A 26,485-nucleotide genomic window follows, 5' to 3' on the forward strand; every position below is an offset into this window, starting at 1 on the left:
CCTAGGTTGCGGCGCTTTCAGGCCGCCAGCCGCTGCCGCTTGTCCTGCGCGTCGCGCCCCGCGATGTGCTCGCGCGCGCGCTTCCAGTCTTCGTCCTGCCACTGCGACATGCGCGAGAAATTCCCGCCCGTGGCCTGGAACTGCGCGCCGTCGATGGCGATGGTCTGGCCGTTGACGTACTCCGAGCCCGGGCCGAGCAGGTAGGCCGCGAGGTTGGCCAGCTCGGGCATGCGGCCGTTGCGCTCCATCGGGTTGCGTTCGGCCTTGTGCTCGCCGCCGCCGGGGTTCAGCCGCGCGCTCATGCCCTCGGTGGGGAACAGGCCCGGTGCGATGGCGTTGAAGCGGATGCCGCGGCCCGCCCACTCGACCGCGAGCGACTGCGTCATGGCATGCAGCCCGGCCTTCGACATGGCCGAGGGCACGGTGAAGGGCGAGCCGTTCCACACCCAGGTGGTGAGGATCGACAGCACCGACGCGGCCTTGCCTTCGGCCAGCCAGCGCTTGCCGCATTCGAGCGTCATGCAGAAGCTGCCGCGAAAGACGATGCTCGAGATGGCATCGAAGGCACGCGGCGACAGGTCTTCGGTGCGGCTCACGAAGTTGCCCGCGGCGTTGTTGACGAGGCCGTCGAGCGCGCCGCCGTCGGCCCAGATTTCATCGAGCATCTCGGTGATCTGCGTGTCGTGGCGGATGTCGCAGGTCTTGGGCGTCACGCGCCCGCCGTGCAGGTGCATCAGCTCGGCCGCGGTTTCTTCGAGCACGGGCGCGCGGCGCCCGCAGATGTACACGTGGGCGCCGAGCAGCAGCAGCGCCTCGCTCATCACGCGGCCCAGGCCGCTGCCGCCGCCGGTCACGAGGTAGCGGCGGCCGGCCAGCAGGCCGGGCTTGAACATCAGGTCGTCGAGGGTCATGGGAATCCTTGTGTGCGGTCCGTTGGAATTCGGGATGAAGCTCAGCGCCCCGTGTAGACGGGCGCGCGCTTCTCGAGGAAGGCGCTCATGCCTTCGCGGAAATCGCGGGTCTGGGTGCACAGCACCTGGTTGCGGTCTTCCATGGCGATGACCGCTTCCATGCTGCCGGCGTCCACGGCGATGCCGAGCGCCTCCTTGGTCAGGCGCAGCGCCACGGGCGTCGCGTTGAGCATGTCGTCGGCCAGCGCCTGCGCCTCGGCCTGCAGCGCGGGCAGCGCGTCGACGTGGCTCACGAGGCCCAGTGCATAGGCGCGCTGCGCGTCCATGAAGCGGCCGGTGAGCATGTACTCGGCCGCCACCGAGCTGCCGACCATGCGCGGCAGGAAGTAGCTCACGCCCACGTCGCAGGCCGACAGGCCGATGCGGATGAAGGCGGCGTTCATGCGCGCGTCGGGCGTGGCCAGGCGCACGTCGGAGGCCAGCGCGAGCGCAAAGCCGCCGCCGCTGGCCGCGCCCTGCACCACGCACACGATGGGCTGCGGGCAGCGCCGCATGGCGAGCATGATGTCGCGGATGCCCTTCTGCTGTTCGAGCATGTCGGCCACGCCGAGGTCTTCGCCGCCCACCTGTTCCTTCAGGTCGAGCCCGGCGCAGAAGGCGCGGCCCGCGCCCTGCAGCACGACCACGCGCTCGGGGCTGCGCGCGTTCAGACCCTCGAAGTACTCGCGCAGCGCGCGCACCAGCACCGGGTCGAGCGCGTTCAGGCGCTCGGGGCGGTTCAGCGTGAGCCACGCGACCTCGCCGCGCCGCTCGATCTGCAGCACCTCGTTCATCGCAGTCACAGCGCGCGCGAGATCACTTCTTTCATGATCTCGTTGGTGCCGCCGTAGATGCGCTGCACGCGCCCGTCGGCGTACATGCGCGCCACCATGTACTCGGTCATGAAGCCGTAGCCGCCAAAGAGCTGCAGGCATTCGTCGACCACGCGGCCCTGCGTCTCGGAGCCCCAGAGCTTGGCCATGGAGGCGGTGGCGGTGTCGAGCTTGCCGGCCACGAGGTCTTCCACGCAGCGGTCGATGAAGGCGCGGCCCACCTTGATCTGCGTGGCGATCTCGGCGAGCTTGAACTTGGTGTTCTGGAAGTCGGCGATCGGCTTGCCGAAGGCCTTGCGGTCGCGCACATAGTCGAGCGTGGCCTGGTAGGCGCCTTCCATGGTGGCCAGCGCGTTCACGCCGATGATGGTGCGCTCGTACGGCAGGTCGCTCATGAGCTGGAAGAAGCCCTGCCCTTCCTGGCCGCCGAGCAGCGCGTCGGCCGGCACGTGCACGTCGTCGAAGAACAGCTCCGAGGTGTCCTGTGCCTTCATGCCGATCTTGTCGAGCACGCGGCCCACGCGGTAGCCCTCGCAGCCCTCGGTCTCGACGATGAGGATCGAGGTGCCCTTGGCGCCCTGCGTCGGGTCGGTCTTGGCCACGACCAGCACCACGCCCGCGAGAAAGCCGTTGGTGATGAAGGTCTTGGAGCCGCGGATGCGGTAGCTGCCGTCGGGCTGCTTCTCGGCGCGCGTGCGCACGCCCTGCAGGTCGGAGCCGGCGCCGGGCTCGGTCATGGCGATGGCGCCGACCAGCTCGCCGCGCGCCATGCGCGGCAGGTAGCGTTGCTTCTGTTCCTCGGTGCCGTGGTTCAGGAAGTAGTGCGCCACGATGGTGTGCACCGAGCTGGCCATGCCGGTCAGCGCGCGGCGCGCCTTCTCTTCGTAGAACACGGCCTCGTGGCGGAAGTCGCCGCCCGCGCCGCCGTAGGCCTCGGGAATGTCGGAGCACAGCAGGCCGAGCGCGCCGGCCTTGCGCCACACCTCGTGGCCGACATGGCCGCGCTTGCGCGCCTCTTCGTCGTGGGGCATGACTTCGGTCTCGACGAAACGCACGACGTTGTCGCGGTACAGCTCCAGTTCTTCGTCGCTCCACGAGCGGCGGAAATCGATGGGCATGGGGTGTCCTTCAGTGTCTTGGAATTGGGGGAATGGGGTCAGCCGACGCGGCGCTCTTTACCAGCCCAGAAGGGTTCGCGCAGCTGGAACTTCTGCAGCTTGCCGGCGGCCGAGAGCGGCAGCGCATCGCGGAACTCCACGCTGCGCGGGCACTTGTAGTTGGCGATCTGGTCGCGGCAATGGGCGATGACGTCGTCGGCCGTGAGCGGCATGCCCTCGCGCAGAACGATCACCGCATGCACGCGCTCGCCCCACTTGTCGTCGGGCACGCCGATGACGGCCGACATCAGCACCTGCGGCATCTGGGCGATGGCGTTCTCGACCTCGGCCGAGTACACGTTCTCGCCACCGCTCACGATCATGTCCTTCATGCGGTCGACCACGAACAGCAGGCCGTGCTCGTCCATGTAGCCGCCGTCGCCGGTGTGCATCCAGCCGCCGCGCAGCGCGGCCTCGGTCTCGGCGGGCTTGTTCCAGTAGCCCTTCATGACCATCGGTCCGCGCGCGACGATCTCGCCGACCTGGCCGGGCGGCAGCTCGTTGTCCTCGCCGTCGACGATGCGGATCTCGGCCACGGGCACTGGCGTGCCGGCCGCGCGCAGCAGGCGGTTGCGGTCGGGCCCGGGCAGGTGGAAGTGCGGCATCAGCACGGCCACGGTGGGCGACAGCTCGGTCATGCCGTAGGCCTGCGAGAAGCTCGTGGCGGGCAGCGCGGCCATGGCCTGCTCGAGCAGCGCCACGTCGATGGGCGCGGCGCCGTACAGCAGCATCTGCAGGCTCGACAGGTCGAACTCGGCAAAGCGCGGGTGCTCGATCACGCGCTTGATCATGGTGGGCACCAGGAACATCTCGGTGGCGCGCGCGGCCTGGATGGCCTGCAGGATCGCCACCTCGTCGAACATCGGCACCACGTGCTGCGGCACCAGCCGCAGGATGCTCTGCAGCGACAGCCCGCAGCCGGCCACGTGGAACATGGGCACGGCGATGACCACGGCGGCGTTGCGCGTCTCGCGCGGCACCGCGGCCACCGAACTCAGCGCGTTGATGTAGAGGCTGCCGTGCGTGAGCATCACGCCCTTGGGCCGGCCGGTGGTGCCGCCGGTGTACATGATGGCGGCCAGCTCGTCGGCGCTGTGCGGCGCATCGTCGATCGGCTGCGCGTCGGCCAGCAGCGCCTCGTAGCCGACCATGCCCTCGGGCACGGGGCCGTCGCCGCAGTACACCACGGTGCGCAGCGACGTCGAGAGCTTGCGCAGCTCGCCGGCCATGGGCGCGAACAGGTCGTCGACCAGCAGGATGCGCGTGTCGCAGTCGTCCAGCGAGTAGGCGACCTCCTTCGGGTTCCAGCGGATGTTCACCGGGTTGATGACGCCGCCGCCCCACCAGGTGCCGAAGAAGAACTCGACGAAGCGGTGCGAGTTCAGGCTCATCATGCCGACGCGGTCGCCGCGCGCCATGCCGAGCTGCTGCAGCACGGCGCCCAGGCGCGCCACGCGGTCGGTGAGGGTCGCGAAGTCCAGGCGGTGGTTGCCGCAGACCACGGCGGTCTCGCGGGCCTTCTCGCGGCGGCCCTTGTGCAGGGGCTGGGTGAGGAACATGGTGTCGTCTCCTTGGTGGTTTTTTGTCAGGCAACCCGGCGCGCGTGGCCGGCCCAGTGCGGCTCTCGCAGGCGGTACTTCATGACCTTGCCGGCGCCCGAGATCGGCAGCGCGTCGACGAATTCGACGCTGCGCGGGCACTTGTAGCCGGCGATCAATTCACGGCAGTGGGCGATGAGCGCGTCGGCATCGGCATCGCTGCCCGGCTTGCGCACCACCACCGCATGCACGGCCTCGCCCCAGCGCTCGTCGGGCACGCCGATGACGGCGGCGGCGGCCACGGCGGGGTGGCGCGCGAGCGCGCCCTCGACCTCGGCGCAGTAGATGTTCTCGCCGCCGCTCACGATCATGTCCTTGTAGCGGTCGACGATGAAGACGAAGCCGTCGTCGTCCATGCGGGCGGCGTCGCCGGTGTGCATCCAGCCATCGCGCAATGCGGCCGCGGTTTGTTCGGGCAGGTTCCAGTAGCCCTGCATCACGCACGGGCTGCGCACGGTGAGTTCGCCCACGGTGCCGCGCGGCACCTCGCGGCCGTCGCCGTCGCACACGCGCAGGTCGATGCCCGAGAGCGCCTGCCCGGCCGAGGCCAGCTTGCCGAGCTTGCGGCCTTCGGGCGAGTGGTAGTGGCGCGTGAGGTAGCTCACGCCGGCCGACAGCTCGGTCATGCCGTAGCCCTGCGCGAACTCGGCCTGCGGGAAGGTGGCGAAGGCGCGCTCCAGCAGCGCCTCGGTGATGGGCGAGGCACCGTAGCCGACGAAGCGCACGCTCGACAGGTCGGCCTGCGCGGTGCGCGGGTCGTCCACCAGCATCTGCAGCATCGCGGGCACGGCCATGAGGTTGGTGGCGCGGTCGCGCTCGATGGCGGCGAGCATGCCGTCCACCGAGAAGCCCGGCAGGATGATCTGCGCGCAGCCCATGAGCACGCCGCGCAGCAGGAACGACAGCCCCGCCAGGTGAAAGAGCGGCGCCACCTGCAGCAGCCGCGCGCTGTCGTCGAAGAAGGCGCCGAGCATCGACACCTGCGCGTTGATCACCAGCGCCGCGTGGCTGAGCATCACGCCCTTGGGCCGGCCGGTGGTGCCGCCTGTGTAGAACACGCCGGCCAGGTCGTCGCCGCCGCGCAGCGCGTCGGGCACGGGCTCGCTCTCGCGGACCAGCGCCTCGTAATCGGTCATGCCCGTGGGCGCCTGGCGCTCGCCCATGTAGACCCAGGTGGTGACGGCGCGCGCGGCGGCGCGCAGCGCGTCCGCCGTCGCAAGGAACTGGTCGTCGACGAACAGGATGTGCGTCGCGCAGTCGTCGAGGGAGTGCGCCATCTCGGCCACGCTCCAGCGCGTGTTGACCGGGTTGACCACGCCGCCGGCCCACCACACGGCCAGGTAGTACTCCAGCGTGCGGTCGGCGTTGAGCGCGAGCACGCCCACGCGGTCGCCGGGCTGCACGCCCAGGCGGCGCAGCCCACCCGCCAGGCGCGCGACGCGCTCGCCGAGTTCGCCGTAGGTGCGCGTGCGGCCCTGGAACACGGTGGCGACGGCGCGCGGGCTGCACTGCATGGCGCGGTGCAGGGCCTGCGTGAGGTACAGCGGCGGTGGCGTGGTGGGCATGGACAAGGCTCCTGTCGGTGCGGTGCGGAAATGCCATGCATGCGCGAACGCGCATGCCCGGAAAACAAGGACGTCAGCGTGCTTCGGCCACGGGCGCTGCCGCGCCCCAGCGCTTGAGCAGCGCGGGCCCGTCGTCGGGCGACACGGCCGGCGGCACGACCGGCGCGGTGCGGCTGAAACGCGGCGCGGGCGCGGGCTGCACCACGCCGCCCACGGTGGCGAAGGTGCCGCGCGCCACGTTGTGCGGGTGCTGCGGGGCCTCGTCCCAGTCGAGCACGGGCGCGAAGCACGCGTCGCTGCCTTCGAGCAGCACGCACCACTCGTCGCGCGTGCGGGTGCGGAACACGTCGGCCAGGCGCAGCTTGAGCAGCGGCCAGCGGTCGGCGTCCATCTGGGCGTCGAAGGCGGGGTCGTCGACCAGGCCGCAGCGCTCGCGCAGCAGCGCGTAGAACTGCGGCTCGATGGAACCGATGGCCACGTACTTGCCGTCGGCGCAGGCGTAGGTGTCGTAGAAGTGGGCGCCGCCGTCGAGCAGGTTCTCGCCGCGCTGGTTGCTCCACTGGCCGGCCGACTTGAAGCCGTACATCATGGCCGACAGCAACGCAGCGCCGTCGGTCATGGCGGCATCCACCACCTGGCCCTGGCCCGAGGCCTTGACCTCGTGCAGCGCGGCCAGCAGGCCGAAGGCCAGCAGCATGGCGCCGCCGCCGAAGTCGCCCACGTAGTTCAGCGGCGGCACGGGCGCCTCGCCCGAACGGCCGATGGCGTGCAGCGCGCCGCTGATGGCGATGTAGTTGATGTCGTGACCGGCCGCGTGCGCCAGCGGGCCGTGCTGGCCCCAGCCGGTCATGCGGCCGTAGACCAGGCGCGGGTTGCGCGCGTGGCATTCGGACGGGCCCAGGCCCAGGCGTTCCATCACGCCGGGGCGGAAGCCCTCGATGAGGATGTCGGCGCGCGCGATGGCGTCGAGCACCGGCGCGGCGGCGTCGGGGGCGCGCAGGTCGACCTCCCAGGTGCTGCGCCCGCGCGCCAGGATGTCGTGGGGGTCGCGCCGCGTGCCGGGGCGCGCGATGCGCAGCACCTCCGCGCCCATGTCGGCGAACAGCATCGCGCAAAAGGGGCCGGGGCCGATGCCGGCCATCTCGACGACCCGAAGTCCTTTCAGGGGTCCTGCCATGTGTGTTTCCTCTGGCGCGCACCCGGCGGCCTGTTGTGTGAAGGCATCTTGGCGCGCGGGCGCCGCCGTCGCATCGTCGGAAGCGACGAAAGCGCGGAAAGACGTTTCAGCGCCCCGTGAAGACGGGCGCGCGCTTGGCCGCGAAGGCGGCGGCGGCCTCGCGGAAATCCTCTGTCTTGAGCGCCAGCACCTGGGCGCGGTTCTCCACCTCGAGTGCGGCGTCCAGGCTCGGGGCCTCGAGGTTGGCCCACATGAGCTGCTTGGTGTGGCGCGTGGCGTAGGGGCTGTTGCGCAGCACGTCGGCCGCCAGGGCGAGCGCGCGCGGCAGCAGGGCTTCGTCGTCCACCAGCGCGGCGACCAGGCCGATGCGCTCGGCCTCGTCGGCCGGCACGGGTCGGCCCGTGAGCATGAGTTCGAAGGCGCGCGAGGCGCCCACCAGCCGCGGCAGGTGGTAGCTGATGCCGCACTCGCCGGCCGTGAGGCCGATGCGCACCGCGCCCACATGGAACGACGCCGAGCGCGCGGCCACGCGGATGTCGGCGCCCAGCGTGAGTGCAAAGCCCGCGCCCACGGCCACGCCGTTGACGGCGGCGATCACCACCTTGTCGAGCGCGCGCAGCCGCCGCACCATGCCGGCGAACAGCTCCTGCCCCGCCATCAGGTCGGTCACCGAGGGCTCGCCGTCGAGCGGCTGGTCGTCGCGGCGCGTGAGCGGCGTCGTGAGGTCCCAGCCGGCGCAGAAGCCGCGCCCGGCGCCGGTGAGCACCAGAACGCGCACGCTGTCGTCCTGCGCCAGTGCGTCGAGCGCGGCGCACAGGCGCCGCACGGTGGGCTGGCTCAGTGCGTTCAGGCGCGCGGGGCGGTTCAGCGTGAGCAGTGCGATGCCTGCGCGGCTGCGGTCGATGAGGATGTCGTCGTCTGCTTCGCTGTCGGGCATGGCGGTCTCTTTCTTGTTCAGCGGCCACTCCAGCGCGGCGCGCGTTTCTCGATGAAGGCACGCGGGCCTTCCTTGAAGTCTTCGCTCGCGGCCACACGCTCGAACGCATCGCGCGTGAGGGCGCGCAGCGCGGCCTCGTCGAGCCCGCTGTTCGCTTCGCGCGCCACGCGCAGGCTCTGCCGCACCGCCACGGGGCCGTTGCGCGCGATCTCGGCGGCCAGCGCCAGCGCGGCCTCGCGCAGCCCCTCGACGTCGGCCACGAGGCGGTTGACCAGGCCGAAGCCGTGCGCGCGCTCGGCATCGAGCTGGCCGGCCGTGAGGATCAGCTCGAGCGCGATGTTCGGCGGAATGGCGCGCGGCAGCCGGTACAGCCCGCCCGCCGCGGCGATCAGCCCGCGCAGCACCTCGGGCAGGCCGAAGGCGGCCTGCCGCACGGCCACGACGAGGTCGCAGGCCAGCACGAGCTCGGTGCCGCCGGCCAGCGCCTTGCCGTTGACGGCGGCGATCCACGGCTTGCTGCGCTCGCGGTACACGAAGCCCGCGAAGCCGCCGCGCTCGGTGCGCAGCGCGCTGCCGCGCCCGGCTGACACTTCCTTCAGGTCGGCGCCCGCGCAGAAGGCCTCGCGGCCGGCGCCGGTGAGCACCACGGCGCGGATGTCGTCGTCGACCTCGGTGGCATCGACGGCGGCTTCGAGGCCCGACGCCACGTCGCCGTTGACGGCGTTGCGCGCCTCGGGGCGGTCGATGGTGACGAGGGCGACATGGCCCGGCAGACGTTCGACAGTCACTGCGCTCATGACACGCTCCAGTTCAAGAGTTCATCGGTACCCGCCGTCACTGTGCCGCCGCAGCCGACGGGGCTGCGGTCGAGGTCGGTCAGCACCTTCAGCGAGGCCGCATCCGCGGCATCGACGCGCGCCATGAGCCGTTCGCCGGCCGGGGTGCGCGCGATCACGATGCCCTGCGAGGGCTGGCCATCGCGGCCGTAGACCACGGTGAAGGTCTCCAGCGTGGCGGCGCCCGCGTACTGCAGCACCAGCGGCGGCACCGGGCCGCGCCGCGCATCGGCGGCGGCCTGCACGTCGTAGTCGGGCTTCGGAAGTCCTTGCGGCGGCGGGCTGGAGCCCAGCACCAGCGCGTGGTGCTTGGTGACGTACTCGCCCTGTCCGTAGAGCAGCGCCGCCTTGCCCTTCGGCGCGGCGCGCAGCGCGCGCACCAGGCCAGCGGCGGCGTGCGTCATGTAGTCGTTGAGCGGCGCGCCGAAGAAGCTCAGGCCGCCGGTGGAGGTCATGCGCGCCTCAGGCGCCAGGCCCAGCGTGCGGCGCGCCATCTTGGGCACGATGGGGAAGCAGCTGTACAGCTCCAGCATTTCGAAGGCCGCGGCGTCGCCGCCGACCTGCGCGAGCACGGTTTCCATCACCAGGTCTTGTGCGTGCGAGCGGTGGTACTGGTCGCGCTGCAGGTAGTCGCGCGGCTCGCGCGCGGCGGCGCCGTCCCACACGTAGACCCAGCGGTCTTCGGGAATGCCGAGTTCGCGCGCATGGCCCACGCTGGTGAGCAGCACGGCCGCGCCCATGTTGACCAGCGGGTTGGCCACCATGTGCTTGGTGTAGGGCCAGGCGATGAGGCGGTTGGCCGCGTCGACGCGCGCGATGTCTTCGGGCGTGAAGGGCTTGCGAAGCCAGGCATAGGGGTTGGCGGCGGCCACCTCGGAGTAGCGCGCCCACAGGCGCGACGACTCGTCCTGCGCCTGGCGCGGCGTCTGGCCCCAGTGCGCGAGCGCGGCGTTCTCGTAGAACGGGTAGATGGTGGTCGGCATGGCCGCGCCGAGCTTGATCGCCACGGGGTGGCAGATGTCGGTGCCGCGCACCAGCTTCACGCTGTCGTCGCGCGGGGTCCAGTCGAGCTGAATGCCGAGCTTGGCGGCGGCGTCCACCGTGTAGCGCGCCTCGGCGCCGGTGATGGCGGCCACCTGGCTCTCGCCGCGCGAGATGCGCAGCGCGGCTTCGTGGATGTAGCGCACCGGCGCTTCGCCGCCGGTGACGCCGTAGACGCTGCGCGCCGGGTTGCAGCCCAGCCGTGCGTTGAGCAGCGCGGGCGCGTCGGTGTAGGGCCACGAGTACTCGCAGACGACGTCGAGCGAGTCGAGGCCGGCCAGCAGCGCGGCGGCGCCGCTGTCCTGTGCGGCGGCGCGCATGGCGCGCGCCATCAACTCGATGGGTTCGAGGCCTTCGGCGGCCTCCTTGGTACGGTGCGTGATCTCGCCGACGCCGACGATGACCGGCGTGCGGTCGTCCAGTGCAGTCATGGGGTTAGTGCTGTGAGAGGGGTTGTTGTTGCTGAAGCTGCGCCACACGGCGCAGGTGCCACGCGGGCGGGCCGAACTGGCCTTCGATGAGGGTGGCGCGGCGCACGTAGTGGCCGACGGCGAGTTCTTCGGTCATGCCCATGCCGCCGTGCAGCTGCACCGCGCCCTGCCCCACGGCGCGGCAGGCCTTGGCCACCGCGACCTTGGCGGACGACACGGCGCGTGCGCGCGACGCCGCATCGGCGCCGGCGGCCAGAGCCTCGCCCACGCTGGCGGTGAGCGCGTCGGCCTGCTCGAGCGCCATGTGCATGTCGGCCAGCCGATGCTGCAGCACCTGGAAGCTGGAGATCGGCACGCCGAACTGCTTGCGCTGGCGCACGTAGTCGAGCGTGTCGCGCATCAGCCGGCGCAGGATGCCGATGGATTCGGCGCAGACGGCGAGCGTAGCTTCGTCGAGCGCCTGTTCGATCTGCGGCAGCGCTGCGCCTTCCTCGCCGAGCAACGCATCGGCGTTCAGGCGCACCGCGTCGAAGGCGATGTCGGCCGCGCGGCCACCGTCGCGCGTGCGGTAGGCGCGCAGCTGCACGCCGGGCGCATCCTTGGGCACGACCAGCAACGACAAACCCTTGTCGCTGCGCGCCGTGACGATGACATGGCTGGCCCACGGCGCGGCCTGCACCACGGCCTTGCGGCCGGCGAGCTTCAACCGGCCGTCGGCCTCGCGCACGAGCGTCGTGCGCACGTCGTCGCGCGCATGGCGGCTGTGCGGCTCGTCGTGCGCGAAGGCCAGCACGGACTGCCCCGCGACGACGCGCGCGAGCAGTGCATCGGCCATCGCGCCGGGGTGGCGCTGCAACAGGCCGGCGCCGATCACCAGCGTGGACACGTAGGGCTCGGCCGCGAGCGCGCCACCCAGCGTGGGCAGCAGCGCGAGGTGCGCGGACAGGCCGAGGCCCAGGCCGCCCTGCGCTTCGGGCAGGGCCGCACCCAGCAGACCGAGGTCACTTGCCAGGCCTTGCCAGAACGGCGGCGGTGCGTCGTCGGCGGCGGCCAGCGCATGAAGCCGCTGCTCGAAGCCGTGCTGGTCGTCGAGGTAGCGCGCGAGGCTGTCGCGCAGCATCGCGAGGGTGTCGTCTTGGTCGGTGAGGGTGGTCATGGCAAGCGGGCCTCAGCGTGATTGCAGGAGCTGCGCCGCGATGATGTTGCGCTGCACTTCGTTGGAGCCGGCGTAGATCGACGCGGCGCGGTCGTTGAGGTAGGCCGACATCGAGAACACCGCCTCCTCGGGCACGGCCAGCGCGCCCTGCAGGCTGTCGTCCAACGGCAGGTCGGCCGCCGCATAGTGGGCGGCGATCTCCACGCCGAGTTCGGTCAGGCGCTGGCGCAGCTCGGAGCCCATCACCTTGCCCATCGAGGGCCGGATGCCGTGCGGCTCGCCGCGGGCCTGGGCGCGCAGCGACTGCAACTCGGTGGCCTCGACGGCATCGATGGCGCAGTCCATCTCGGCCAGGCGCAGCGCCATCTCGCGCGCCTCGTCGGCGGCGGTGTCGCCCGCGGCGGCGAAGGCACTGTCTGCGGCGGCGCGCAGCCGGCGCAGGCGCGCGCGCAGCATCGGCGCCCAGGCCCCGCCGCGCTCGTGCTGCAGCAGGTACTTGGCCACCGTCCAGCCCTGGTTCTCCTCGCCGATGAGGCCGCTGGCGGGCACGCGCACGTCGTCGAAGAACACCTGGTTGAGCTCGTGGTCGCCCGAGATGCTGATGATCGGGCGGATCGTCAGGCCGGCCTGGGGGATGTCGAAGCACAGGAAGCTGATGCCCTGCTGCGCCTTGCCGCCCGAGGCCGTGCGCACAAGGCAGAACATGCGGTTGGCGTACTGCGCGTGGGTGGTCCAGATCTTGGTGCCGTTGATGACGTAGTCGTCGCCGTCGCGCACCGCCTTGCACTGCAGCGAGGCCAGGTCGGAGCCCGACTGCGGCTCGGAGTAGCCCTGGCACCAGTAGTCCTCGCCCGAGCGGATGCCCGGCAGCCAGGCCTGCTTCTGCGCCTCGGTGCCGAAGGCGATGATCACCGGCGCGACCATGCCGGGCCCCATGGGCGCGCGCGGCGGCGCGTCGGCCGCGGCCAGCTCGCTCGCGAAGAGGTAGTGCTGCATCGGCGTCCAGCCGGTGCCGCCGTGTTCCACCGGCCAGTGCGGCACGCTCCAGCCCCGTTGGGCCAGCACGCGGTGCCAGCGGTTGCCGTCGGCGTAGTCGGTGAAGATGCCGGAGCAGCGGCGCCCTGCGGCGCGCAGCTCAGGCGTCAGCTCGCGCGCGAGAAAGTCGCGAACCTCGTCGCGAAACGCGGTCTCCGCCGCGCTGAGGGTCCAGGCCATGGTGTTGTCTCACAGGGTTCACACCCGGCAAGTGTGCGGCGCGCGCGCCGGCGCGGCATCGTCGGATCGGACGAACGTGGGCGCCCCGCCGCGGCGGTGAGCGCTTTTTTCTTCAGTTCTTGCGTCGGGGCCCGTGCAGGGCCGGACGTTCAGGCCGCGACCGCTTCGCGCGCCGGCACCGCTTGCGTCCCGACGGGCATGTGCTGCGCCCAGTCGATGATCTCGAGCGTGCCGTCGGCATGCTCGGCCAGCGCGGTGAGGCTTTCCACCCAGTCGCCGTCGTTGCAGTACAGGATGCCGTCGATGTCGCGCATCTCGGCGTGGTGGATGTGGCCGCACACCACGCCCTGCGCGCCGCGGTTGCGGGCTTCTCGGGCCACGGCGTTCTCGAAGTCGCCCACGTAGCTCACGGCACGCTTGACCTTGCCCTTGAGGTACTTCGAGAGCGACCAGTACGGCAGCCCCATGCGCGCGCGCAGCGAGTTGAGATGCCGGTTGAGCTTGAGCGTGAACTCGTAGAGCGAGTCGCCCACGTAGGCGAGCCACTTGGCGCACTGGATCACGCCGTCGAACAGGTCGCCGTGGATGATCCACAGCTTGCGGCCGTCGGCGGTCTCGTGGATCCATTCGTCGGCCACGTCGATGCCGCCGAAGTTGTGGTGCAGGTACTTGCGGGCGAACTCGTCGTGGTTGCCCGGAATGAAGATCACGCGCGTGCCCTTGCGCGCCTTGCGCAGCAGCTTCTGGATCACGTCGTTGTGCGCCTGCGGCCAGTACCAGTGGCGCTTGAGCTGCCAGCCGTCGATGATGTCGCCGACCAGGAACAGGGTCTCGCACTCGGTGTGCTTGAGGAAGTCGAGCAGCGCCCGGGCCTGGCAGCCGGGCGTGCCCAGGTGCAGGTCGGAGATCCAGAGGGTGCGATAGCGCAGCGCCGGACGCGCCGCATCGTCGTCCTCCGGCTCGGGAGGCTGGATCGCGGTGTCGCGCCAGGCGCGAAGGAAAGCGTCGTCGCGTTGCATGGTCCGGCAGGTTCGCATCCGCGCATGACCGCGCGATGGCGACTCCGTGACATCCCGGTGACGCGTGGCACCGGGGCAACGCCACAATCGGACGATGCGCTCTGGCCAGATCATCGTTCTCGTGTCCCCCGTGTTCTTTTTGCTGATCGCGATCGAGTTCGCGGTCGGCCGCGCGCGTGCCCGGCGCGGCACCGGGCAGGACACCTACCGCCTGGCCGACGCCGTGAACAGCATCGGGCTGGGCATGCTGAGCCAGATCAGCGCGGTGCTCACGGGGCTCTTGCGCATCGGCATCTACACCGCCGTGTATTCGGCGGTGGCGCTCTTTCCGCAAGAGGCGGCGCGCGAGTTCTGGACCACCTGGTACGGCTGGCTGCTGGCGCTGGTGTTCTACGACTTCTGCTACTACTGGCTGCACCGCATGGGCCACGAGTCGGCCGTGCTGTGGGCCGCGCACGTGGTGCACCACCAGAGCCAGCACTACAACCTGTCGACCGCACTGCGCCAGACCTCGAGCGGCGCGCTGCTGGGCTGGCTCTTCTACCTGCCGATGGCCGCGGCCGGCGTGCCGCCGCTGGTGTTCGTCGTGGTGGCGCTCATCGACCTGCTCTACCAGTTCTGGGTCCACACCGAACAGGTCGGCAAGCTCGGCTGGTTCGACCGCTGGTTCTGCTCGCCCTCGAACCACCGCGTGCACCACGCGGTGAACGACACGTATCTGGACCGCAACTACGGCGGCGTGCTGATCGTGTGGGACCGCCTCTTCGGCACCTTCCGCGAGGAGGACGAGCGCTGCGTGTACGGCACGCGCGGCGAGCTGAAAAGCTGGGACCCGCTGTGGGCCAACGCCGAGGTCTACTGGGCGCTCGCCAGGGATTCATGGCATGCGCGCCGCTGGTCCGACAAGCTGCGCGTGTGGTTCAAGCCGCCCGGCTGGCGCCCCGACGACGTGGCGGCGCGCTACCCGAAGCCCGCTTTCGACATCGCGAAGGTCACGCGCTACGAGCCCGTGGTGAGCCGGGGCGTGCAATGGTTCGCGGGCCTGCAGTTCCTCGCGCTGCTGGCCGGCGTGACGGTGTTCCTCTGGTACTCCGACGCCCTGCCGCTGCCGCAGGCCGCCGTCTGGCTGGCCGCGCTGACGGCCGGGCTGTGGGCCGTGGGCGCGGTGCTGCAGGGCCGGCTGTCGGTCACCGAGGTGCTGCTGGTCGAGGCCGCCGCGCTGGCCACGGCGAGCGCGGCCTTGGGCATCGGCTGGCTGCACCTCCTCTTCAAGCCATTGGCGCTGGCGATCGCCATCGCCTTCGCGGCCCGCCGCGCGCAACGCCAGCCCGGCGGCATCGCGCGCTTCGATGCGCTGCTGTTGACTGGCCTGGTCTTCTCGCTCGCAGGCGACGTGCTGCTGATGGGGCCGGCGAACCTCTTCGTGCCCGGGCTCGTGTGCTTCCTGCTCGCGCACCTGGCGTACATCGCGCTGTTCCGCATCGGCGTCGGGCTGTTCCCGCGGCCCCGCGCACTGGCGGCCACCTTGCTGATCGGCGCGGGCATGTACGCCTTCCTGTGGCAGGGCGGCCTGCCGGTGGCGCTGCGCATTCCGGTCGGGTTCTACGTGGTGGTGATCGCCTGCATGGCGGCGCAGGCCATCGGGCGTGCGGCGGTGCTGCGTTCAAGCGACCCCACCGCGCTGTGGGTGGCGGTGGGCGCCTGCTTCTTCATGCTGAGCGATGCGCTGCTGGCGATCAACCGGTTCGTGTCGCCGCTGCCGCTGGCGTCGCTGTGGGTGCTGGCGACGTACTACACGGCGCAGATGCTGATCGTGCGGCACGTCCGGCGGCCGACGGCCTGACTTTCTCCCGTCCCCGCAGGGGAAGGAGCAGGCCCTCGACCTAGTCAGCGCAGCGCTGAATCTCCACCGTCGAGTGCCGGATCTCCTCGTGCATCGAGAAGCACGCCCGCACCTGGTCGGCCGTGAGCGTGGCCGAATGCGTCACCACCGTGAGCGCGCAGGCGTACGCATCGCGGCCGACGCGCCAGACGTGCAGGTCGGCCACGCGGGTCTCGGAGTCGGCCAGCATCGTCTCGACGCCTTCGCGGATTTCGGCGGTGACGGGGTGGTCCATCTCGCGGTCGAGCAGGACCTTGCCGGTTTCCTTCAGCAGGCCCTTGGCCCAGATGGCGACGAGCACGGCGCCGACGATGCCCATGGCCGGGTCGAGCCAGGACCAGCCGTAGAACCAGCCGCCCAGCAGCGCCGCGATGGCGAGCACCGAGGTGGCGGCGTCGGCCACCACGTGCAGATAGGCGGAGCGCAGGTTGAGGTCGTGGCCATGCGCGTGGTCATGGCCGTGGTGGTGGTCATGCCCGTGCCCGTGGTCATGGCCGTGATGGTCGTGCGAATGCCCCAAGAGCCGCGCGCAGACCAGGTTCACCACCAGGCCCAGCACCGCGATCGAGATGGCTTCGGGGTAGTGGATGGCCACGGGCGACCACAGCCGCTCCAGCGAACCGACCACCATGAGCGCGGCGACGCCGAGCAGCAGCAGCGCGCTCGCGAAGCCGCCGAGCACCTCGATCTTCCAGGTGCCGAAGGCAAAGCGCGGGTCGCGGGCGTAGCGCCGCGCGGCGGCGTAGGCAAAGGCGCTCAGGCCGATGGCCAGCGCGTGCGAGCTCATGTGCCAGCCGTCGGCCAAAAGCGCCATGGAGTTGAACCACCAGCCGGCGCCGATCTCGATGACCATCATGGCGGCGGTGATCCACATCACGAGGCGGGTGCTGCGTTCGGCGGCGGCATTGCCGGCGCCGAAGTGGTGGTCGTGCTGCCAGGCGCTCAGGTCGTGGGTGTGCATGGTTTTCTCTTCAGGCGCCGAACAGGTCCGGGCCGTCGGCGCGGCCCGAGGGCGGCACCACGCCCAGGTGGCGGTAGGCCGCGAGCGTGGCGATGCGCCCGCGCGGCGTGCGTTGCAGGTAGCCCTGCTGGATGAGGTAGGGCTCGATCACGTCCTCGATGGTGTCGCGCTCTTCGCCGATGCTGGCGGCCACGTTGTCCAGGCCGACCGGGCCGCCGTCGAAACGGTGGATGACGGCCTCGAGCAGCTTGCGGTCCATGAGGTCGAAGCCCTGCGGGTCGACGTCGAGCATGGCCAGCGCCTTGTGCGCGATGTCCTCGGTGATGCGGCCGTTGCCCTTGACCTCGGCGTAGTCGCGCACGCGGCGCAGCAGGCGGTTGGCGATGCGGGGCGTGCCGCGCGAGCGGCGCGCGATCTCGAAGCCGCCGGCGGCGTCGGTCTCGACCTTGAGCAGGCCCGCGCTGCGGCGCACGATGAGCGCCAGTTCTTCGGGCGTGTAGAACTCCAGCCGCGCCACGATGCCGAAGCGGTCGCGCAGCGGGTTGGTCAGCATGCCGGCGCGGGTGGTGGCGCCCACCAGCGTGAAGGGCTGCAGATCGAGCTTGATGCTGCGCGCCGCGGGGCCCTCGCCGATCATGATGTCGATCTGGTAGTCCTCCAGCGCGGGGTACAGGATTTCTTCGACGACCGGGCTCAGGCGGTGGATCTCGTCGATGAAGAGCACGTCGTTGGGCTCGAGGTTGGTCAGCAGCGCCGCCAGGTCCTTGGGCTTTTCGAGCACGGGGCCCGAGGTCTGGCGCAGGTTGACGCCCAGTTCGGCCGCAATGATGTGCGACAGCGTGGTCTTTCCCAGGCCCGGCGGGCCGAACAGCAGCACGTGGTCGAGCGCCTCTTTGCGCTTGCGCGCCGCGCCGATGAAGATCTCGAGCTGCTCGCGCACCTTGGCCTGGCCGACGTACTCGTCGAGCAGCTTGGGCCGCAGCGCCCGCTCGATCGCCTCCTCGTTGGGCGAGGCGGGGGCGGCGGACACCACGCGTTGCGGGGCGGGGGCGAAATCGTCGGTCTGGATGGTCATTGGGGGTGGGTCTTCGGGGGCAAGTTTAGTCCCGGCGCTGCGCCGGGCCGCCCCCAGCGAGCGAGCGCCCCCTCGGGGGGCCGCGAGAGCGCGAAGTGCCGAGCGTGGGGGCCATGTTTCACACTGGCAGAATGCCTGCAGAACATAACAAGAGAGGGAAGTCAGAACGTGTCCATCTACGAACTGAAACCGCGTTTCCAGGCCTTGCTGCGACCGCTCGTGGTCCGGCTGCATGCGATGGGCGTGACGGCCAACCAGGTGACGCTGGCGGCCTGCGCGGTGTCGGTCGGGCTCGGGCTCTGGCTGTTCTTCGCCGCGCCCTCGCTGGCGGCCTTCGGCCTGATCCCCGCCTGGATGTTCCTTCGCATGGCCTTCAACGCCATCGACGGCATGCTGGCGCGCGAGCACCACCAGCAAAGCCGGCTGGGCGCCTTCCTCAACGAACTCACCGACGTGGTCTCCGACGCCGCGCTCTACCTGCCCTTCGCGCTGGTGGCGCCGTTCGCGCCGTTCTGGGTCGGCACGGTCATCGTGCTGGCCGGGCTGAGCGAATTCGCCGGCGCGCTGGGCCCGACGGTGGGCGCCTCGCGCCGCTACGACGGGCCGATGGGCAAGAGCGACCGGGCCTTCGTGTTCGGCGCGCTCGGGTTGTATGTCGCCCTCGGCGGGCCGCTGCCGGGCTGGGCCGCCCTCCTGATGCCGCTCGTGGCCGCGCTGGTGGCCTGGACGGTCGTCAACCGCATCCGTCGCGCCCTGGCCGAGGCTGAAGCGCCTGCCGCCTGAAACACCCCCATACAAATAAATAAAGAAGACCCTTCTTCATGACCCTTTCCACACCCCGCGTCGCCGCCGAACACCACTTCCGCACGCACGACGGCGAATCGCTGTTCTACCGCCACTGGCCGGCCACGGGCGCCGCGCGGCGCGGCGCCGTGCTGCTGTTCCACCGCGGCCACGAGCACGGCGCGCGCATGGCGCACCTGGTGGACGAGCTGGACCTGCCCGACTTCGACTTCTTCGCCTGGGACGCGCGCGGCCATGGCCTGTCGCCGGGCCAGCGCGGCTACAGCCCCAGCTTCGGCACCTCGGTGCGCGACGTGCAGACCTTCGTGCAGCACATCGCCGCCGCCCACGGCGTGCCCGAACACGACATCCACGTGGTGGCGCAGAGCGTGGGCGCGGTGCTGATCGCCACCTGGGCGCACGACTACGCCCCCAAGGTGCGCGGCCTCACGCTGGCCTCGCCGGCCTTCAAGGTCAAGCTCTACGTGCCGTTCGCGCGGCCGGGGCTGGCGCTCATGCACAAGCTGCGCGGGCTGTTCTTCGTGAACAGCTACGTGAAGCCGAAGTTCCTCACGCACGACCCCGAACGCATCGAGAGCTACAAGAACGACCCGCTGATCTCGCGCCCGATCGCCGTCAACATCCTGCTGGGCCTGTACGAGGCGGCCGACCGCGTGGTGGCCGACGCCAACGCGATCACGCTGCCGGTGCAGCTGCTCATCTCGGGCGCCGACTGGGTGGTGCACCACAAGCCGCAACACCAGTTCTTCGATCGGCTGGGCAGCGCCGTGAAGACGAAGACGGTGCTGCCGGGCTTCTTCCACGACACGCTGGGCGAAAAAGACCGGGCGCCCGCGGTGGCGTCGATCCGCGAGTTCATCCTGCAGCGCTTCGACGAACCGGCCGTGCCGGTCGACCTGCGCGAGGCGCACCTGCGCGGCAACACCGCCGACGAATCGCGCGCGCTGGCCGAGCCGCTGTCGCCCCTGTCGCCGCGCGGCGCCTACTGGGCGATCACGCGCGGCGGGCTGCGCGTGGGCGGCGCGCTGTCCAGCGGCATCGCGCTGGGCCACGCCACGGGCTTCGACTCGGGCAGCACGCTCGACTACGTCTACCGCAACCAGCCGCAGGGCAAGGGCGCGCTGGGCCGCTCGGTCGACCGCACCTACCTGGACTCCATCGGCTGGCGCGGCATCCGCCAGCGCAAGATCCACGTCGAAGAGCTGCTGCGCATCGCGATGGAGCGGCTGGTCGAGATGCACCGCGAGGTGCGGCTCATGGACATCGCGGCCGGCCACGGCCGCTACGTGCTCGACGCGGTGCTGGCCAGCCCGGTGAAGGCCAGCTCGATCCTGCTGCGCGACTACAGCGACATCAACGTGCGCGACGGCACGGCCCTCATTGCCGAGAAGGGCCTGGAAGACGTCGCCCAGTTCGTGCAGGCCGACGCCTTCGACCGCATCAGCCTGGCCAGCGTGACGCCGCGGCCCACGCTGGCCGTGGTGTCGGGCCTGTACGAGCTGTTCCCCGACAACGAGATGGTGCGCCGCTCGCTGGCGGGCGTGGGCGACGCGGTGGAAGACCGGGGCTACCTGGTCTACACCGGCCAGCCCTGGCACCCGCAGCTCGAAATGATCGCCCGCGCGCTCACCAGCCACCGCCAGGGCGAAGCCTGGGTGATGCGCCGGCGCACGCAGGCCGAGATGGACCAGCTGGTCGAAGAGGCGGGCTTCCGCAAGATCGACCAGCGGGTGGACGAGTGGGGCATCTTCACGGTGTCGCTGGCGGTGCGCGTCGCGCAATGACCGCCCGGCGCGCGCCCCGGCCGTGGAAACGCGCCGCCGCGTGGCTGGTGCTGCTGGGGCCGCTGTTCTACGCCACGTATGGCTTCGCCAACTGGTGGGCCACCACGCGCGCCAGCGTGCCCTCGATGGCCTTCGACTGGGAGCGGCAGGTGCCCTTCTGGGCCTGGACGATCTTTCCGTACTGGACCATCAACGTCTTCTACGCGCTGTCGCTGTTCCTGGCGCGCGACCGCCACACGCTCGACCGGCATGCGCTGCGGCTGGTGAGCGCCACGCTCATCGCCTGCACTTGCTTCATCCTCTGGCCGCTGCACTTCAGCTTCGGCCAGCCGCCGGTGGAGGGCGCGCCGGCCTTCCTGTTCAATGCGCTGCGCGGCTTCGACCAGCCCTACAACCAGGCGCCCTCGCTGCACATCGCGCTGGCCGTGATCCTGTGGGACTGGTACCGGCGCTTCATCCGGCCACTGTGGGCGCGGCTCGTGCTGCATGTGTGGGCCTTCGCGATCTGCGCCTCGGTGCTCACGACCTGGCAGCACCACTTCATCGACATCCCGACCGGCGCGCTGCTGGGCATCGTCTGCGTGTGGCTGTGGCCGATGGCGCGCCGGGTGTCGATGCTGCGCGCGTGGCGCCTGGCGCGCGATCCGCAGCGGCTGAAGCTCGCGGGCTTCTATGCCGTGGGCGCAGCGCTGTGCCTGTTCGCGGCGCTGGCGACCGGCGGCGTGGCGCTGTGGCTGGCGTGGCCTGCGGCGGCGCTCGCGCTGGTGGCGCTCAACTACCTCGGCTTCGGCGCGCGCGGCTTCCAGATGGACGGCCACGGCCGCATGGGCTGGGCGGCGCGCTGGCTGTTCGCGCCCTACCGCCTGGCCGCCGCCTTCAATGTGTGGCTCTGGACGCGCAAGCTGCCGGCCTCGGTCGAGGTGGTGCCCGGCCTGCGCCTGGGCCGTCGCCCCACGCAGGCCGAATGGCTCGCCGCCGGCCAGCCCCGGCTCGTGAGCCTGTGCGCCGAGCTGCAACTGCCGGCCGGCGTGCCGCCCGCCCGTGCGCGCTGCGTGCCGCTGCTCGACCTCGTGGTGCCGCCACCCGTGCGCCTGCGCCGCGCCGCGGCCGTCATCGAAGGCCAGCGCCGCGCGGCGGTGGCCGACGGTTCAGCCGTGTGGGTCTGCTGCGCGCTGGGCTTCTCGCGCAGCGCCGCCGCCGTGATCGCCTGGCTGGGCCGCGACCACGGCCTGGCGCAGGCCGAAGACGCCGTGCGCCGCGCCCGCCCGCAGATCGTGCTGCACGCCGCCTGGCGTGCCGCGCTCGCCCCCACCCCCGACACAGCCCCTTCCCGCCATGACTGACAACGAACGCGCCACCTGCACCACCCTGGCCGGCCTGCTGCGCGCGGCGGCCATGCTCGCCCTCTGGGGCTTCGCGCTCACCTGCATCGCCGCCCTGGTGCTGGCGCTCACGCTGCGCGGGCTCTCGAACACCGCCATCCTGGCCTTTGCCGCGGTGATGGTGCTGGGTGTGCTCGAACGCTACTTCGCCTTCCGGCTGCGGCTGGACCAGGCGCTGTTCGAAGGCCTGGCCAACGGCCAGATCGCCTCGCTGGGCGCGATGGACAACGCCCTGTCGGTGCTCGGGCTGCGCGACCCGCCGCCGCAGCCCAACGCCCGCGCGCTCGCCGACCGCGTGCAGGGAACCCGCCAACTGATGCAGCGCCACGCCATCGTGATCGCCTGCCAGAACGCGCTCTTCCTGCTCGCCCTCATGACACAGGAACTCGCTTGAACAACGACAACGGCAACAACAAGAACGACAGCAGCAGCAATGGCGACGGCAACGACAGCGCCCGGCCAAGCGCCATCGTGCGCCGCGGGCTCGCGGTGGTGGCGGGCCAGCTCATCATCGGCGCGGCCGGCCTCTTGACCGGCGTGCGCGCCATCTGGTCGGGCACCACGCCCAAGGCCGAGCAGACGCTGTACTTCGCCAACCACACGAGCCACGGCGACTTCGTGCTCTTGTGGGCCACGCTGCCCTCCGACCTGCGCGCGCTCACGCGGCCCGTGGCCGGCCAGGACTACTGGGAGGCCTCGAAGCTGCGCAACTTCATCGGCAAGGACGTGTTCAACGCGCTCATGATCCGGCGCGACGGCTCGGGCCAGGGCGGCAACCCGGTCGACCAGATGAAGGAGGCGCTGGAAGGCGGCGACTCGCTCATCATGTTCCCCGAGGGCACGCGCAACACGGGCGACGACATCCTGCTGCCGCTGAAAAGCGGCCTCTTCCACCTGGCGCGCGCCTGCCCCACCGTGCGGCTGGTGCCGGTGTGGATCGAGAACCTCAAGCGCGTGCTGCCCAAGGGCACGCTGGTGCCGATCCCGCTGGCCTGCACGGTGCGCTTCGGCGCGCCGATCCAGCTCGAGGAAGGCGAAGACAAGACCGCCTTCCTCGCCCGCGCACGCACGGCCATGCTCGACCTGCGCCCCGAGTACGACCGCATCGAACAAAACGGAGGGACCGCCTCGTGATCGAAATGTCCCCCTTCGCCTGGACCACCTTCAAGCTCTTCGGCGGCGTCTTCGGCGTGCTCGTGCTGGCCTCGGCCATCGGCGCGCTGCTCAAGTGGCGCGTGGCGCACGGCCAGCCGCACTCGGTGATCGACAACCTCAACTCGCGCGTCAACGCGTGGTGGGTGATGGTGGCGGTGATCGGCCTGGCCTTTGCCTTCGGCAAGGGCGGCGTGATCGTGCTGTTCTACCTGATCTCGTTCTATGCGCTGCGCGAGTTCATCAGCCTGGCCTACACGCGGCGCGGCGACCACGGCGCGATCGCGCTGGCCTTCTTCGTGGCGCTGCCGGGCCAGTACTTCCTGATCTGGATCGACTGGTACGGGCTGTACTCGATCTACATCCCGGTCTACGCCTTCCTGCTGCTGCCCATCCTGGCGGCCGTGGGCGGCGACACGCAGCGCTTCCTGGAGCGCACCTCGAAGATCCAGTGGGGCCTGATGGTGTGCGTGTTCTGCATCAGCCACGTGCCGGCACTGCTCACGCTGCAGATCCCGGGCTTCGAGGGCCGCAACCTGCTGCTGATCGCCTTCCTGGTCATCGTGGTGCAGGGCAGCGACGTGCTGCAGTACGTGTGGGGCAAGCTCTTCGGCAAGCGCAAGGTGGCGCCCGAGCTCTCGCCCTCCAAGACCTGGGAAGGCCTGATCGGCGGCGTGGCCAGCGCCACCGCCATGGGCGCGGCGCTGTACTGGGCCACGCCCTTCAACCCGTGGCAGGCGGCGCTCATGGCCTTCATGATCTGCCTCTTGGGCTTCTTCGGCGGGCTGGTGATGTCGGCCATCAAGCGCGACCGCGGCGTGAAGGACTGGGGCTCCATGATCGAAGGCCACGGCGGCATGCTCGACCGGCTCGACTCGGTGATCTTCGCGGCGCCGATCTACTTCCACGCATTGCGCTACTGGTGGGTGCCATGAGCCCGGCGGCGAAGAAGACCGCGGTCAAGACCGACCGCATCGTCGACGACACGCCGCTGGAATGCGCCGACGCCGCCGCGCTGCTGCGTTGGTACAAGAAACACCATGCGAGCCACGCCGGCGTCTGGCTGCGCATCGCGAAAAAAGCCAGCGGCATCGCCTCCGTCGACCACCCCGAGGCGCTGGAGATCGCGCTGTGCTTCGGCTGGATCGACGGCCAGCGCAAGAGCCAGGACGCGCAGTTCTTCCTGCAGCGCTTCACGCCGCGCACCGCGCGCAGCATCTGGTCGAAGATCAACCGCGACAAGGCATTGAAGCTCATCGACGAGGGTCGCATGCAGCCCGGCGGCCTGGCCGAGGTGGAACGCGCCCGCGCCGACGGCCGCTGGGAGGCGGCCTACGATGCCCCGAGCGTGGCCACCGTGCCGCCCGACCTGCAGGCCGCGCTCGACGCCAACCGCACCGCCAAGGCCTTCTTCGCCACGCTCGATGCGCGCAACCGCTTCGCGGTGCTGTTCCGTACGCAGGGCGCGAAAAAGCCCGAGACGCGCGCCCGGCGCATCGCGCAGTTCGTCGAGATGCTCGCCAAGGGCGAGAAGATCCACCCCTGAGACTTCGCCTCGCCGCTCACTGCGGCCCGGTGCCGGTGGCGATGACCGCGAGCTGGTCGGGGTCCACGATGCGGATGCGCTTGTAGCTCATGTCGATCACGCCTTCCGCGACCAGCCGCCCCAGCTCCTTGTTGATGGTCTGGCGCGACAGCCCCAGCATCGCCGCGAGGTCGTTCTGCGACAGCCGCACCGGCAGGCTCGCGGCGGCCTCCACCTGCATGCCGTAGAAGTGGATCACGCTCATCAGCGTGGCGGCCACGCGCCCGCGCACCGAGTTCAGCATCTGGTTCTGCAGCAGCACGACGCTCAGCCGCTGGCGCTTCAGGCCCAGCCGGGCCACGCCGCGCCACAGCGCGGGCTCGGCGTCGAGCACCGCGATCACGGCGTCGCTGGGCAGGTGGACGATCACCGAGTCTTCGTGCGCGTGGTAGTCGTAGGGCAGCGGCACGTCCTCGAGCAGGCGCACCAGCGGCGCCACCTGGCCGGGTCCGAGCAGCGCGTTGACGTACTTGCGCCCCTGCGGGCTCATGCTGCTGATCTCCAGGCAGCCTGACACCACCGCCAGCAACTCGCGCTTGTGGCGGTCGCGCGCCAGCACCTGCGTGCGGCGGCGGTAGCGCACCAGCCGCGCCGACTTCATGAGCTCGGCGCGGCGCGCGTCGGGCCATTGGGAGAACAGCTCGTTCCAGCGCAGCGCGCGGTCGAGCAGCTCGGCGCTGTCTTCGGCGTCGGGAGGGGTGGTTGCAGGTGGTCGGGTCAGCGGGTTCTCCCTGCCCTGGTGTTCACGAATCTGTCAAAGCGTTGACAGATTCGGGGGCCCTTCATTTCTATCGTAAGCCCCGGACATCGACAAGCACACAGGCGGCACCGCCCTGCACCCGCAGGCGACCGGCCACACCGGAGACAACCCAAATGAAGAAGACAGCCACCGCGGCCCTCGCGCTCGCGGCCTGCGCCCTTGCGTCCGCGCAAAGCACCGTGAGCGTCTACGGCACGCTCGACCTGTACGTGGCGCACGCCAGGTCGGGCCCCGCCTCCTCCACGCGGCTGGAGGACGGCGGCCAGACCGCTTCGCGCATCGGCTTTCGCGGCACCGAGGACCTGGGCGGCGGCCTGGGCGCGCACTTCACGCTGGAGAGCGGCTTTGCGCCCGACACCGGCAACGGCACGCTGCCCGGCCCCGCGATGTCGTTCAGCCGGCAGTCCTTCGTCGGCTTCTCGGCGCCGTGGGGGCAGATCGACGCGGGCCGCATGTACACGCCGATGTTCTACGCGCTGTTCAAGGCCGACCCCTACGGCCTGAACTCGGTGTTCTCGCCCATCAACCTGGTGGCGGCCACCGACGCGCAACCCGGCCTCACGCCCTTCGCGGCCCGCGCCAGCAACATGGTGCGCTACCGCACGCCGGCCAGCATGGAGTTCTTTGCCGACCTGGCCTACGCGCCGGGCGAATCGAGCGCGCCGAGCCACCAGAGCGGCAACGTCTACGGCGGCAACATCGGCTGGGCGCGCAAGCCCTACTACATCGCCTATGCCTTCCAGCGCGCGCGCTCGGGCTCGGCGGCGGCGCCCGTGGCCTCGCCCGCCACCACGACCTACCAGGCGCTGACCGGCTCCTACGAGCTGCCCTCCATCGGCCTGCAGCTGTACGCCAGCTACGTGCGCAACGCCTCGAGCCTGCCCGGCGTGCCGACCGCGAAGCTCGTGAACCTGGGCGCCACCTACAACGTGACGCCGGCCTCGAACCTGATCTTCGGCGCCACGCAGCGCAAGGTGGCCGAGAGCGAACGCTCGCAGCTGGCCTGGACGCTGGGCTACGACTACTACCTGAGCAAGCGCACCGTGGTCTACGCGCGCTGGCTGCGCCTGCTGAACCGGCACGGCGCCTCGGCCTCGCTCGCGACCATCCCGGTGGTCGCCAACAGCGGCAACGACGTGCGCGTGCTCGCCACCGGCATCCGCCACAACTTCTGACTTCCGAACC

General features: G+C 70.7%; 24 protein-coding genes. 9 read left to right on the top strand and 15 right to left on the bottom strand.

The annotated features are described in order from the left end of the window. Nucleotides 1-17 precede the first annotated feature (17 nt). From AC07SQ_RS09920 to AC07SQ_RS09975, 12 genes are all read right to left on the bottom strand, one after another. A complete protein-coding gene (locus AC07SQ_RS09920) occupies nt 18-911 on the bottom strand; it encodes an SDR family oxidoreductase (RefSeq protein WP_095746851.1) in 894 nt (297 codons plus the stop codon). Nucleotides 912-952: 41 nt separating this feature from the next. Beyond that, on the bottom strand, nt 953-1,744 hold the full coding sequence (locus AC07SQ_RS09925) for an enoyl-CoA hydratase/isomerase family protein (protein ID WP_495272231.1): 792 nt from the start codon (nt 1,742-1,744) through the stop codon (nt 953-955). A gap of 5 nt (nt 1,745-1,749) precedes the next feature. After that, nucleotides 1,750-2,901, bottom strand: a complete 1,152-nt coding sequence (locus AC07SQ_RS09930; RefSeq protein WP_495271985.1) for an acyl-CoA dehydrogenase family protein — start codon at nt 2,899-2,901, stop codon at nt 1,750-1,752. Nucleotides 2,902-2,939: 38 nt separating this feature from the next. Then, a complete protein-coding gene (locus AC07SQ_RS09935) occupies nt 2,940-4,499 on the bottom strand; it encodes a long-chain-fatty-acid--CoA ligase (protein WP_492698720.1) in 1,560 nt (519 codons plus the stop codon). Nucleotides 4,500-4,525: 26 nt separating this feature from the next. Beyond that, nucleotides 4,526-6,103, bottom strand: coding sequence for an acyl-CoA synthetase (locus AC07SQ_RS09940; protein ID WP_495271984.1), 1,578 nt, complete (start codon nt 6,101-6,103; stop codon nt 4,526-4,528). Nucleotides 6,104-6,176: 73 nt separating this feature from the next. After that, nucleotides 6,177-7,280, bottom strand: a complete 1,104-nt coding sequence (locus tag AC07SQ_RS09945) for a CaiB/BaiF CoA transferase family protein (RefSeq protein WP_495271983.1) — start codon at nt 7,278-7,280, stop codon at nt 6,177-6,179. 106 nt (nt 7,281-7,386) lie between these two features. Continuing rightward, a complete protein-coding gene (locus tag AC07SQ_RS09950; protein ID WP_495271982.1) occupies nt 7,387-8,217 on the bottom strand; it encodes an enoyl-CoA hydratase/isomerase family protein in 831 nt (276 codons plus the stop codon). A 17-nt stretch (nt 8,218-8,234) separates the two neighbouring features. Then, nucleotides 8,235-9,014 (bottom strand): enoyl-CoA hydratase-related protein, encoded by a 780-nt coding sequence (locus AC07SQ_RS09955; protein ID WP_495271981.1) that lies wholly within the window; start codon nt 9,012-9,014, stop codon nt 8,235-8,237. Further along, nucleotides 9,011-10,525, bottom strand: coding sequence for an acetyl-CoA acetyltransferase (locus tag AC07SQ_RS09960; RefSeq protein WP_495271980.1), 1,515 nt, complete (start codon nt 10,523-10,525; stop codon nt 9,011-9,013). The genes AC07SQ_RS09955 and AC07SQ_RS09960 overlap by 4 nt, the downstream gene beginning before the upstream one ends. Before the next feature lie 4 nt (nt 10,526-10,529). Next, nucleotides 10,530-11,681, bottom strand: coding sequence for an acyl-CoA dehydrogenase family protein (locus AC07SQ_RS09965; RefSeq protein WP_495271979.1), 1,152 nt, complete (start codon nt 11,679-11,681; stop codon nt 10,530-10,532). A gap of 12 nt (nt 11,682-11,693) precedes the next feature. Beyond that, the gene (locus AC07SQ_RS09970; RefSeq protein ID WP_307696413.1) at nt 11,694-12,896 is read right to left on the bottom strand and encodes an acyl-CoA dehydrogenase family protein; all 1,203 of its coding nucleotides are present in this window, start codon (nt 12,894-12,896) and stop codon (nt 11,694-11,696) included. Nucleotides 12,897-13,045: 149 nt separating this feature from the next. After that, nucleotides 13,046-13,915 (bottom strand): UDP-2,3-diacylglucosamine diphosphatase, encoded by an 870-nt coding sequence (locus AC07SQ_RS09975; protein WP_070062854.1) that lies wholly within the window; start codon nt 13,913-13,915, stop codon nt 13,046-13,048. 94 nt (nt 13,916-14,009) lie between these two features. Between AC07SQ_RS09975 and AC07SQ_RS09980 the strand changes: the two genes are divergently transcribed. Further along, a complete protein-coding gene (locus AC07SQ_RS09980; RefSeq protein WP_495271978.1) occupies nt 14,010-15,758 on the top strand; it encodes a lysoplasmalogenase family protein in 1,749 nt (582 codons plus the stop codon). Between the two features lie 40 nt (nt 15,759-15,798). Here the strand turns inward: AC07SQ_RS09980 and dmeF are convergent, their stop codons facing one another. Both dmeF and ruvB read right to left on the bottom strand, forming a co-directional pair. Further along, nucleotides 15,799-16,758, bottom strand: coding sequence for a CDF family Co(II)/Ni(II) efflux transporter DmeF (gene dmeF / locus AC07SQ_RS09985; protein WP_495271977.1), 960 nt, complete (start codon nt 16,756-16,758; stop codon nt 15,799-15,801). Nucleotides 16,759-16,768: 10 nt separating this feature from the next. Further along, nucleotides 16,769-17,833: a Holliday junction branch migration DNA helicase RuvB gene (gene ruvB / locus AC07SQ_RS09990; RefSeq protein ID WP_062482092.1), complete on the bottom strand. Its 1,065-nt coding sequence runs from the start codon at nt 17,831-17,833 to the stop codon at nt 16,769-16,771. Nucleotides 17,834-18,001: 168 nt separating this feature from the next. Here ruvB and AC07SQ_RS09995 point away from each other — a divergent pair, with 168 nt between their 5' ends. The 7 genes from AC07SQ_RS09995 to AC07SQ_RS10025 all read left to right on the top strand — a co-directional run bounded on the left by AC07SQ_RS09995 (nt 18,002) and on the right by AC07SQ_RS10025 (nt 24,501). Continuing rightward, nucleotides 18,002-18,616: a CDP-alcohol phosphatidyltransferase family protein gene (locus AC07SQ_RS09995; protein WP_495271976.1), complete on the top strand. Its 615-nt coding sequence runs from the start codon at nt 18,002-18,004 to the stop codon at nt 18,614-18,616. Nucleotides 18,617-18,654: 38 nt separating this feature from the next. Beyond that, nucleotides 18,655-20,421 (top strand): bifunctional alpha/beta hydrolase/class I SAM-dependent methyltransferase, encoded by a 1,767-nt coding sequence (locus AC07SQ_RS10000; RefSeq protein WP_495271975.1) that lies wholly within the window; start codon nt 18,655-18,657, stop codon nt 20,419-20,421. Continuing rightward, nucleotides 20,418-21,764, top strand: a complete 1,347-nt coding sequence (locus AC07SQ_RS10005; protein WP_495271974.1) for a phosphatase PAP2/dual specificity phosphatase family protein — start codon at nt 20,418-20,420, stop codon at nt 21,762-21,764. Before AC07SQ_RS10000 ends, AC07SQ_RS10005 begins: the two co-directional genes overlap by 4 nt. Next, complete coding sequence (locus AC07SQ_RS10010) at nt 21,757-22,197, top strand: hypothetical protein (RefSeq protein WP_062482724.1); 441 nt, start codon at nt 21,757-21,759, stop codon at nt 22,195-22,197. The genes AC07SQ_RS10005 and AC07SQ_RS10010 overlap by 8 nt, the downstream gene beginning before the upstream one ends. A 74-nt stretch (nt 22,198-22,271) precedes the next feature. After that, on the top strand, nt 22,272-22,937 hold the full coding sequence (locus AC07SQ_RS10015; RefSeq protein WP_139704435.1) for a lysophospholipid acyltransferase family protein: 666 nt from the start codon (nt 22,272-22,274) through the stop codon (nt 22,935-22,937). 5 nt (nt 22,938-22,942) lie between these two features. Then, the gene (locus AC07SQ_RS10020; RefSeq protein ID WP_172438312.1) at nt 22,943-23,890 is read left to right on the top strand and encodes a phosphatidate cytidylyltransferase; all 948 of its coding nucleotides are present in this window, start codon (nt 22,943-22,945) and stop codon (nt 23,888-23,890) included. Further along, on the top strand, nt 23,887-24,501 hold the full coding sequence (locus AC07SQ_RS10025) for a YdeI/OmpD-associated family protein (protein ID WP_495271973.1): 615 nt from the start codon (nt 23,887-23,889) through the stop codon (nt 24,499-24,501). Before AC07SQ_RS10020 ends, AC07SQ_RS10025 begins: the two co-directional genes overlap by 4 nt. 16 nt (nt 24,502-24,517) lie before the next feature. Here the strand turns inward: AC07SQ_RS10025 and AC07SQ_RS10030 are convergent, their stop codons facing one another. Next, entirely contained in the window at nt 24,518-25,141 is a 624-nt protein-coding gene (locus AC07SQ_RS10030) for a Crp/Fnr family transcriptional regulator (protein ID WP_223301435.1), read from the bottom strand. 272 nt (nt 25,142-25,413) lie between these two features. Here AC07SQ_RS10030 and AC07SQ_RS10035 point away from each other — a divergent pair, with 272 nt between their 5' ends. Further along, nucleotides 25,414-26,475, top strand: a complete 1,062-nt coding sequence (locus AC07SQ_RS10035) for a porin (protein WP_070062862.1) — start codon at nt 25,414-25,416, stop codon at nt 26,473-26,475. Nucleotides 26,476-26,485: the final 10 nt, after the last annotated feature.

The organism is Variovorax sp. GW821-FHT06D12 (genome assembly GCF_059419205.1).

Bases quoted from the DNA above. Each gene is read 5' to 3' on its own strand.
- AC07SQ_RS09980 (WP_495271978.1), top strand. From the start codon at position 14,010: ATGCGCTCTGGCCAGATCATCGTTCTCGTGTCCCCCGTGTTCTTTTTG.
- AC07SQ_RS10010 (WP_062482724.1), top strand. From the start codon at position 21,757: ATGACTGACAACGAACGCGCCACCTGCACCACCCTGGCCGGCCTGCTG.
- AC07SQ_RS10020 (WP_172438312.1), top strand. From the start codon at position 22,943: ATGTCCCCCTTCGCCTGGACCACCTTCAAGCTCTTCGGCGGCGTCTTC.
- AC07SQ_RS10000 (WP_495271975.1), top strand. From the start codon at position 18,655: ATGACCCTTTCCACACCCCGCGTCGCCGCCGAACACCACTTCCGCACG.
- AC07SQ_RS10035 (WP_070062862.1), top strand. From the start codon at position 25,414: ATGAAGAAGACAGCCACCGCGGCCCTCGCGCTCGCGGCCTGCGCCCTT.
- AC07SQ_RS09970 (WP_307696413.1), bottom strand. From the start codon at position 12,896: ATGGCCTGGACCCTCAGCGCGGCGGAGACCGCGTTTCGCGACGAGGTT.
- AC07SQ_RS10005 (WP_495271974.1), top strand. From the start codon at position 20,418: ATGACCGCCCGGCGCGCGCCCCGGCCGTGGAAACGCGCCGCCGCGTGG.
- AC07SQ_RS09925 (WP_495272231.1), bottom strand. From the start codon at position 1,744: ATGAACGAGGTGCTGCAGATCGAGCGGCGCGGCGAGGTCGCGTGGCTC.
- AC07SQ_RS09930 (WP_495271985.1), bottom strand. From the start codon at position 2,901: ATGCCCATCGATTTCCGCCGCTCGTGGAGCGACGAAGAACTGGAGCTG.
- AC07SQ_RS10030 (WP_223301435.1), bottom strand. From the start codon at position 25,141: ATGAAGTCGGCGCGGCTGGTGCGCTACCGCCGCCGCACGCAGGTGCTG.
- AC07SQ_RS09920 (WP_095746851.1), bottom strand. From the start codon at position 911: ATGACCCTCGACGACCTGATGTTCAAGCCCGGCCTGCTGGCCGGCCGC.
- AC07SQ_RS09940 (WP_495271984.1), bottom strand. From the start codon at position 6,103: ATGCCCACCACGCCACCGCCGCTGTACCTCACGCAGGCCCTGCACCGC.
- AC07SQ_RS10025 (WP_495271973.1), top strand. From the start codon at position 23,887: ATGAGCCCGGCGGCGAAGAAGACCGCGGTCAAGACCGACCGCATCGTC.
- AC07SQ_RS09960 (WP_495271980.1), bottom strand. From the start codon at position 10,525: ATGACTGCACTGGACGACCGCACGCCGGTCATCGTCGGCGTCGGCGAG.
- AC07SQ_RS09950 (WP_495271982.1), bottom strand. From the start codon at position 8,217: ATGCCCGACAGCGAAGCAGACGACGACATCCTCATCGACCGCAGCCGC.
- dmeF (WP_495271977.1), bottom strand. From the start codon at position 16,758: ATGCACACCCACGACCTGAGCGCCTGGCAGCACGACCACCACTTCGGC.
- AC07SQ_RS09955 (WP_495271981.1), bottom strand. From the start codon at position 9,014: ATGAGCGCAGTGACTGTCGAACGTCTGCCGGGCCATGTCGCCCTCGTC.
- AC07SQ_RS09935 (WP_492698720.1), bottom strand. From the start codon at position 4,499: ATGTTCCTCACCCAGCCCCTGCACAAGGGCCGCCGCGAGAAGGCCCGC.
- AC07SQ_RS09945 (WP_495271983.1), bottom strand. From the start codon at position 7,280: ATGGCAGGACCCCTGAAAGGACTTCGGGTCGTCGAGATGGCCGGCATC.
- AC07SQ_RS09965 (WP_495271979.1), bottom strand. From the start codon at position 11,681: ATGACCACCCTCACCGACCAAGACGACACCCTCGCGATGCTGCGCGAC.
- ruvB (WP_062482092.1), bottom strand. From the start codon at position 17,833: ATGACCATCCAGACCGACGATTTCGCCCCCGCCCCGCAACGCGTGGTG.
- AC07SQ_RS09975 (WP_070062854.1), bottom strand. From the start codon at position 13,915: ATGCAACGCGACGACGCTTTCCTTCGCGCCTGGCGCGACACCGCGATC.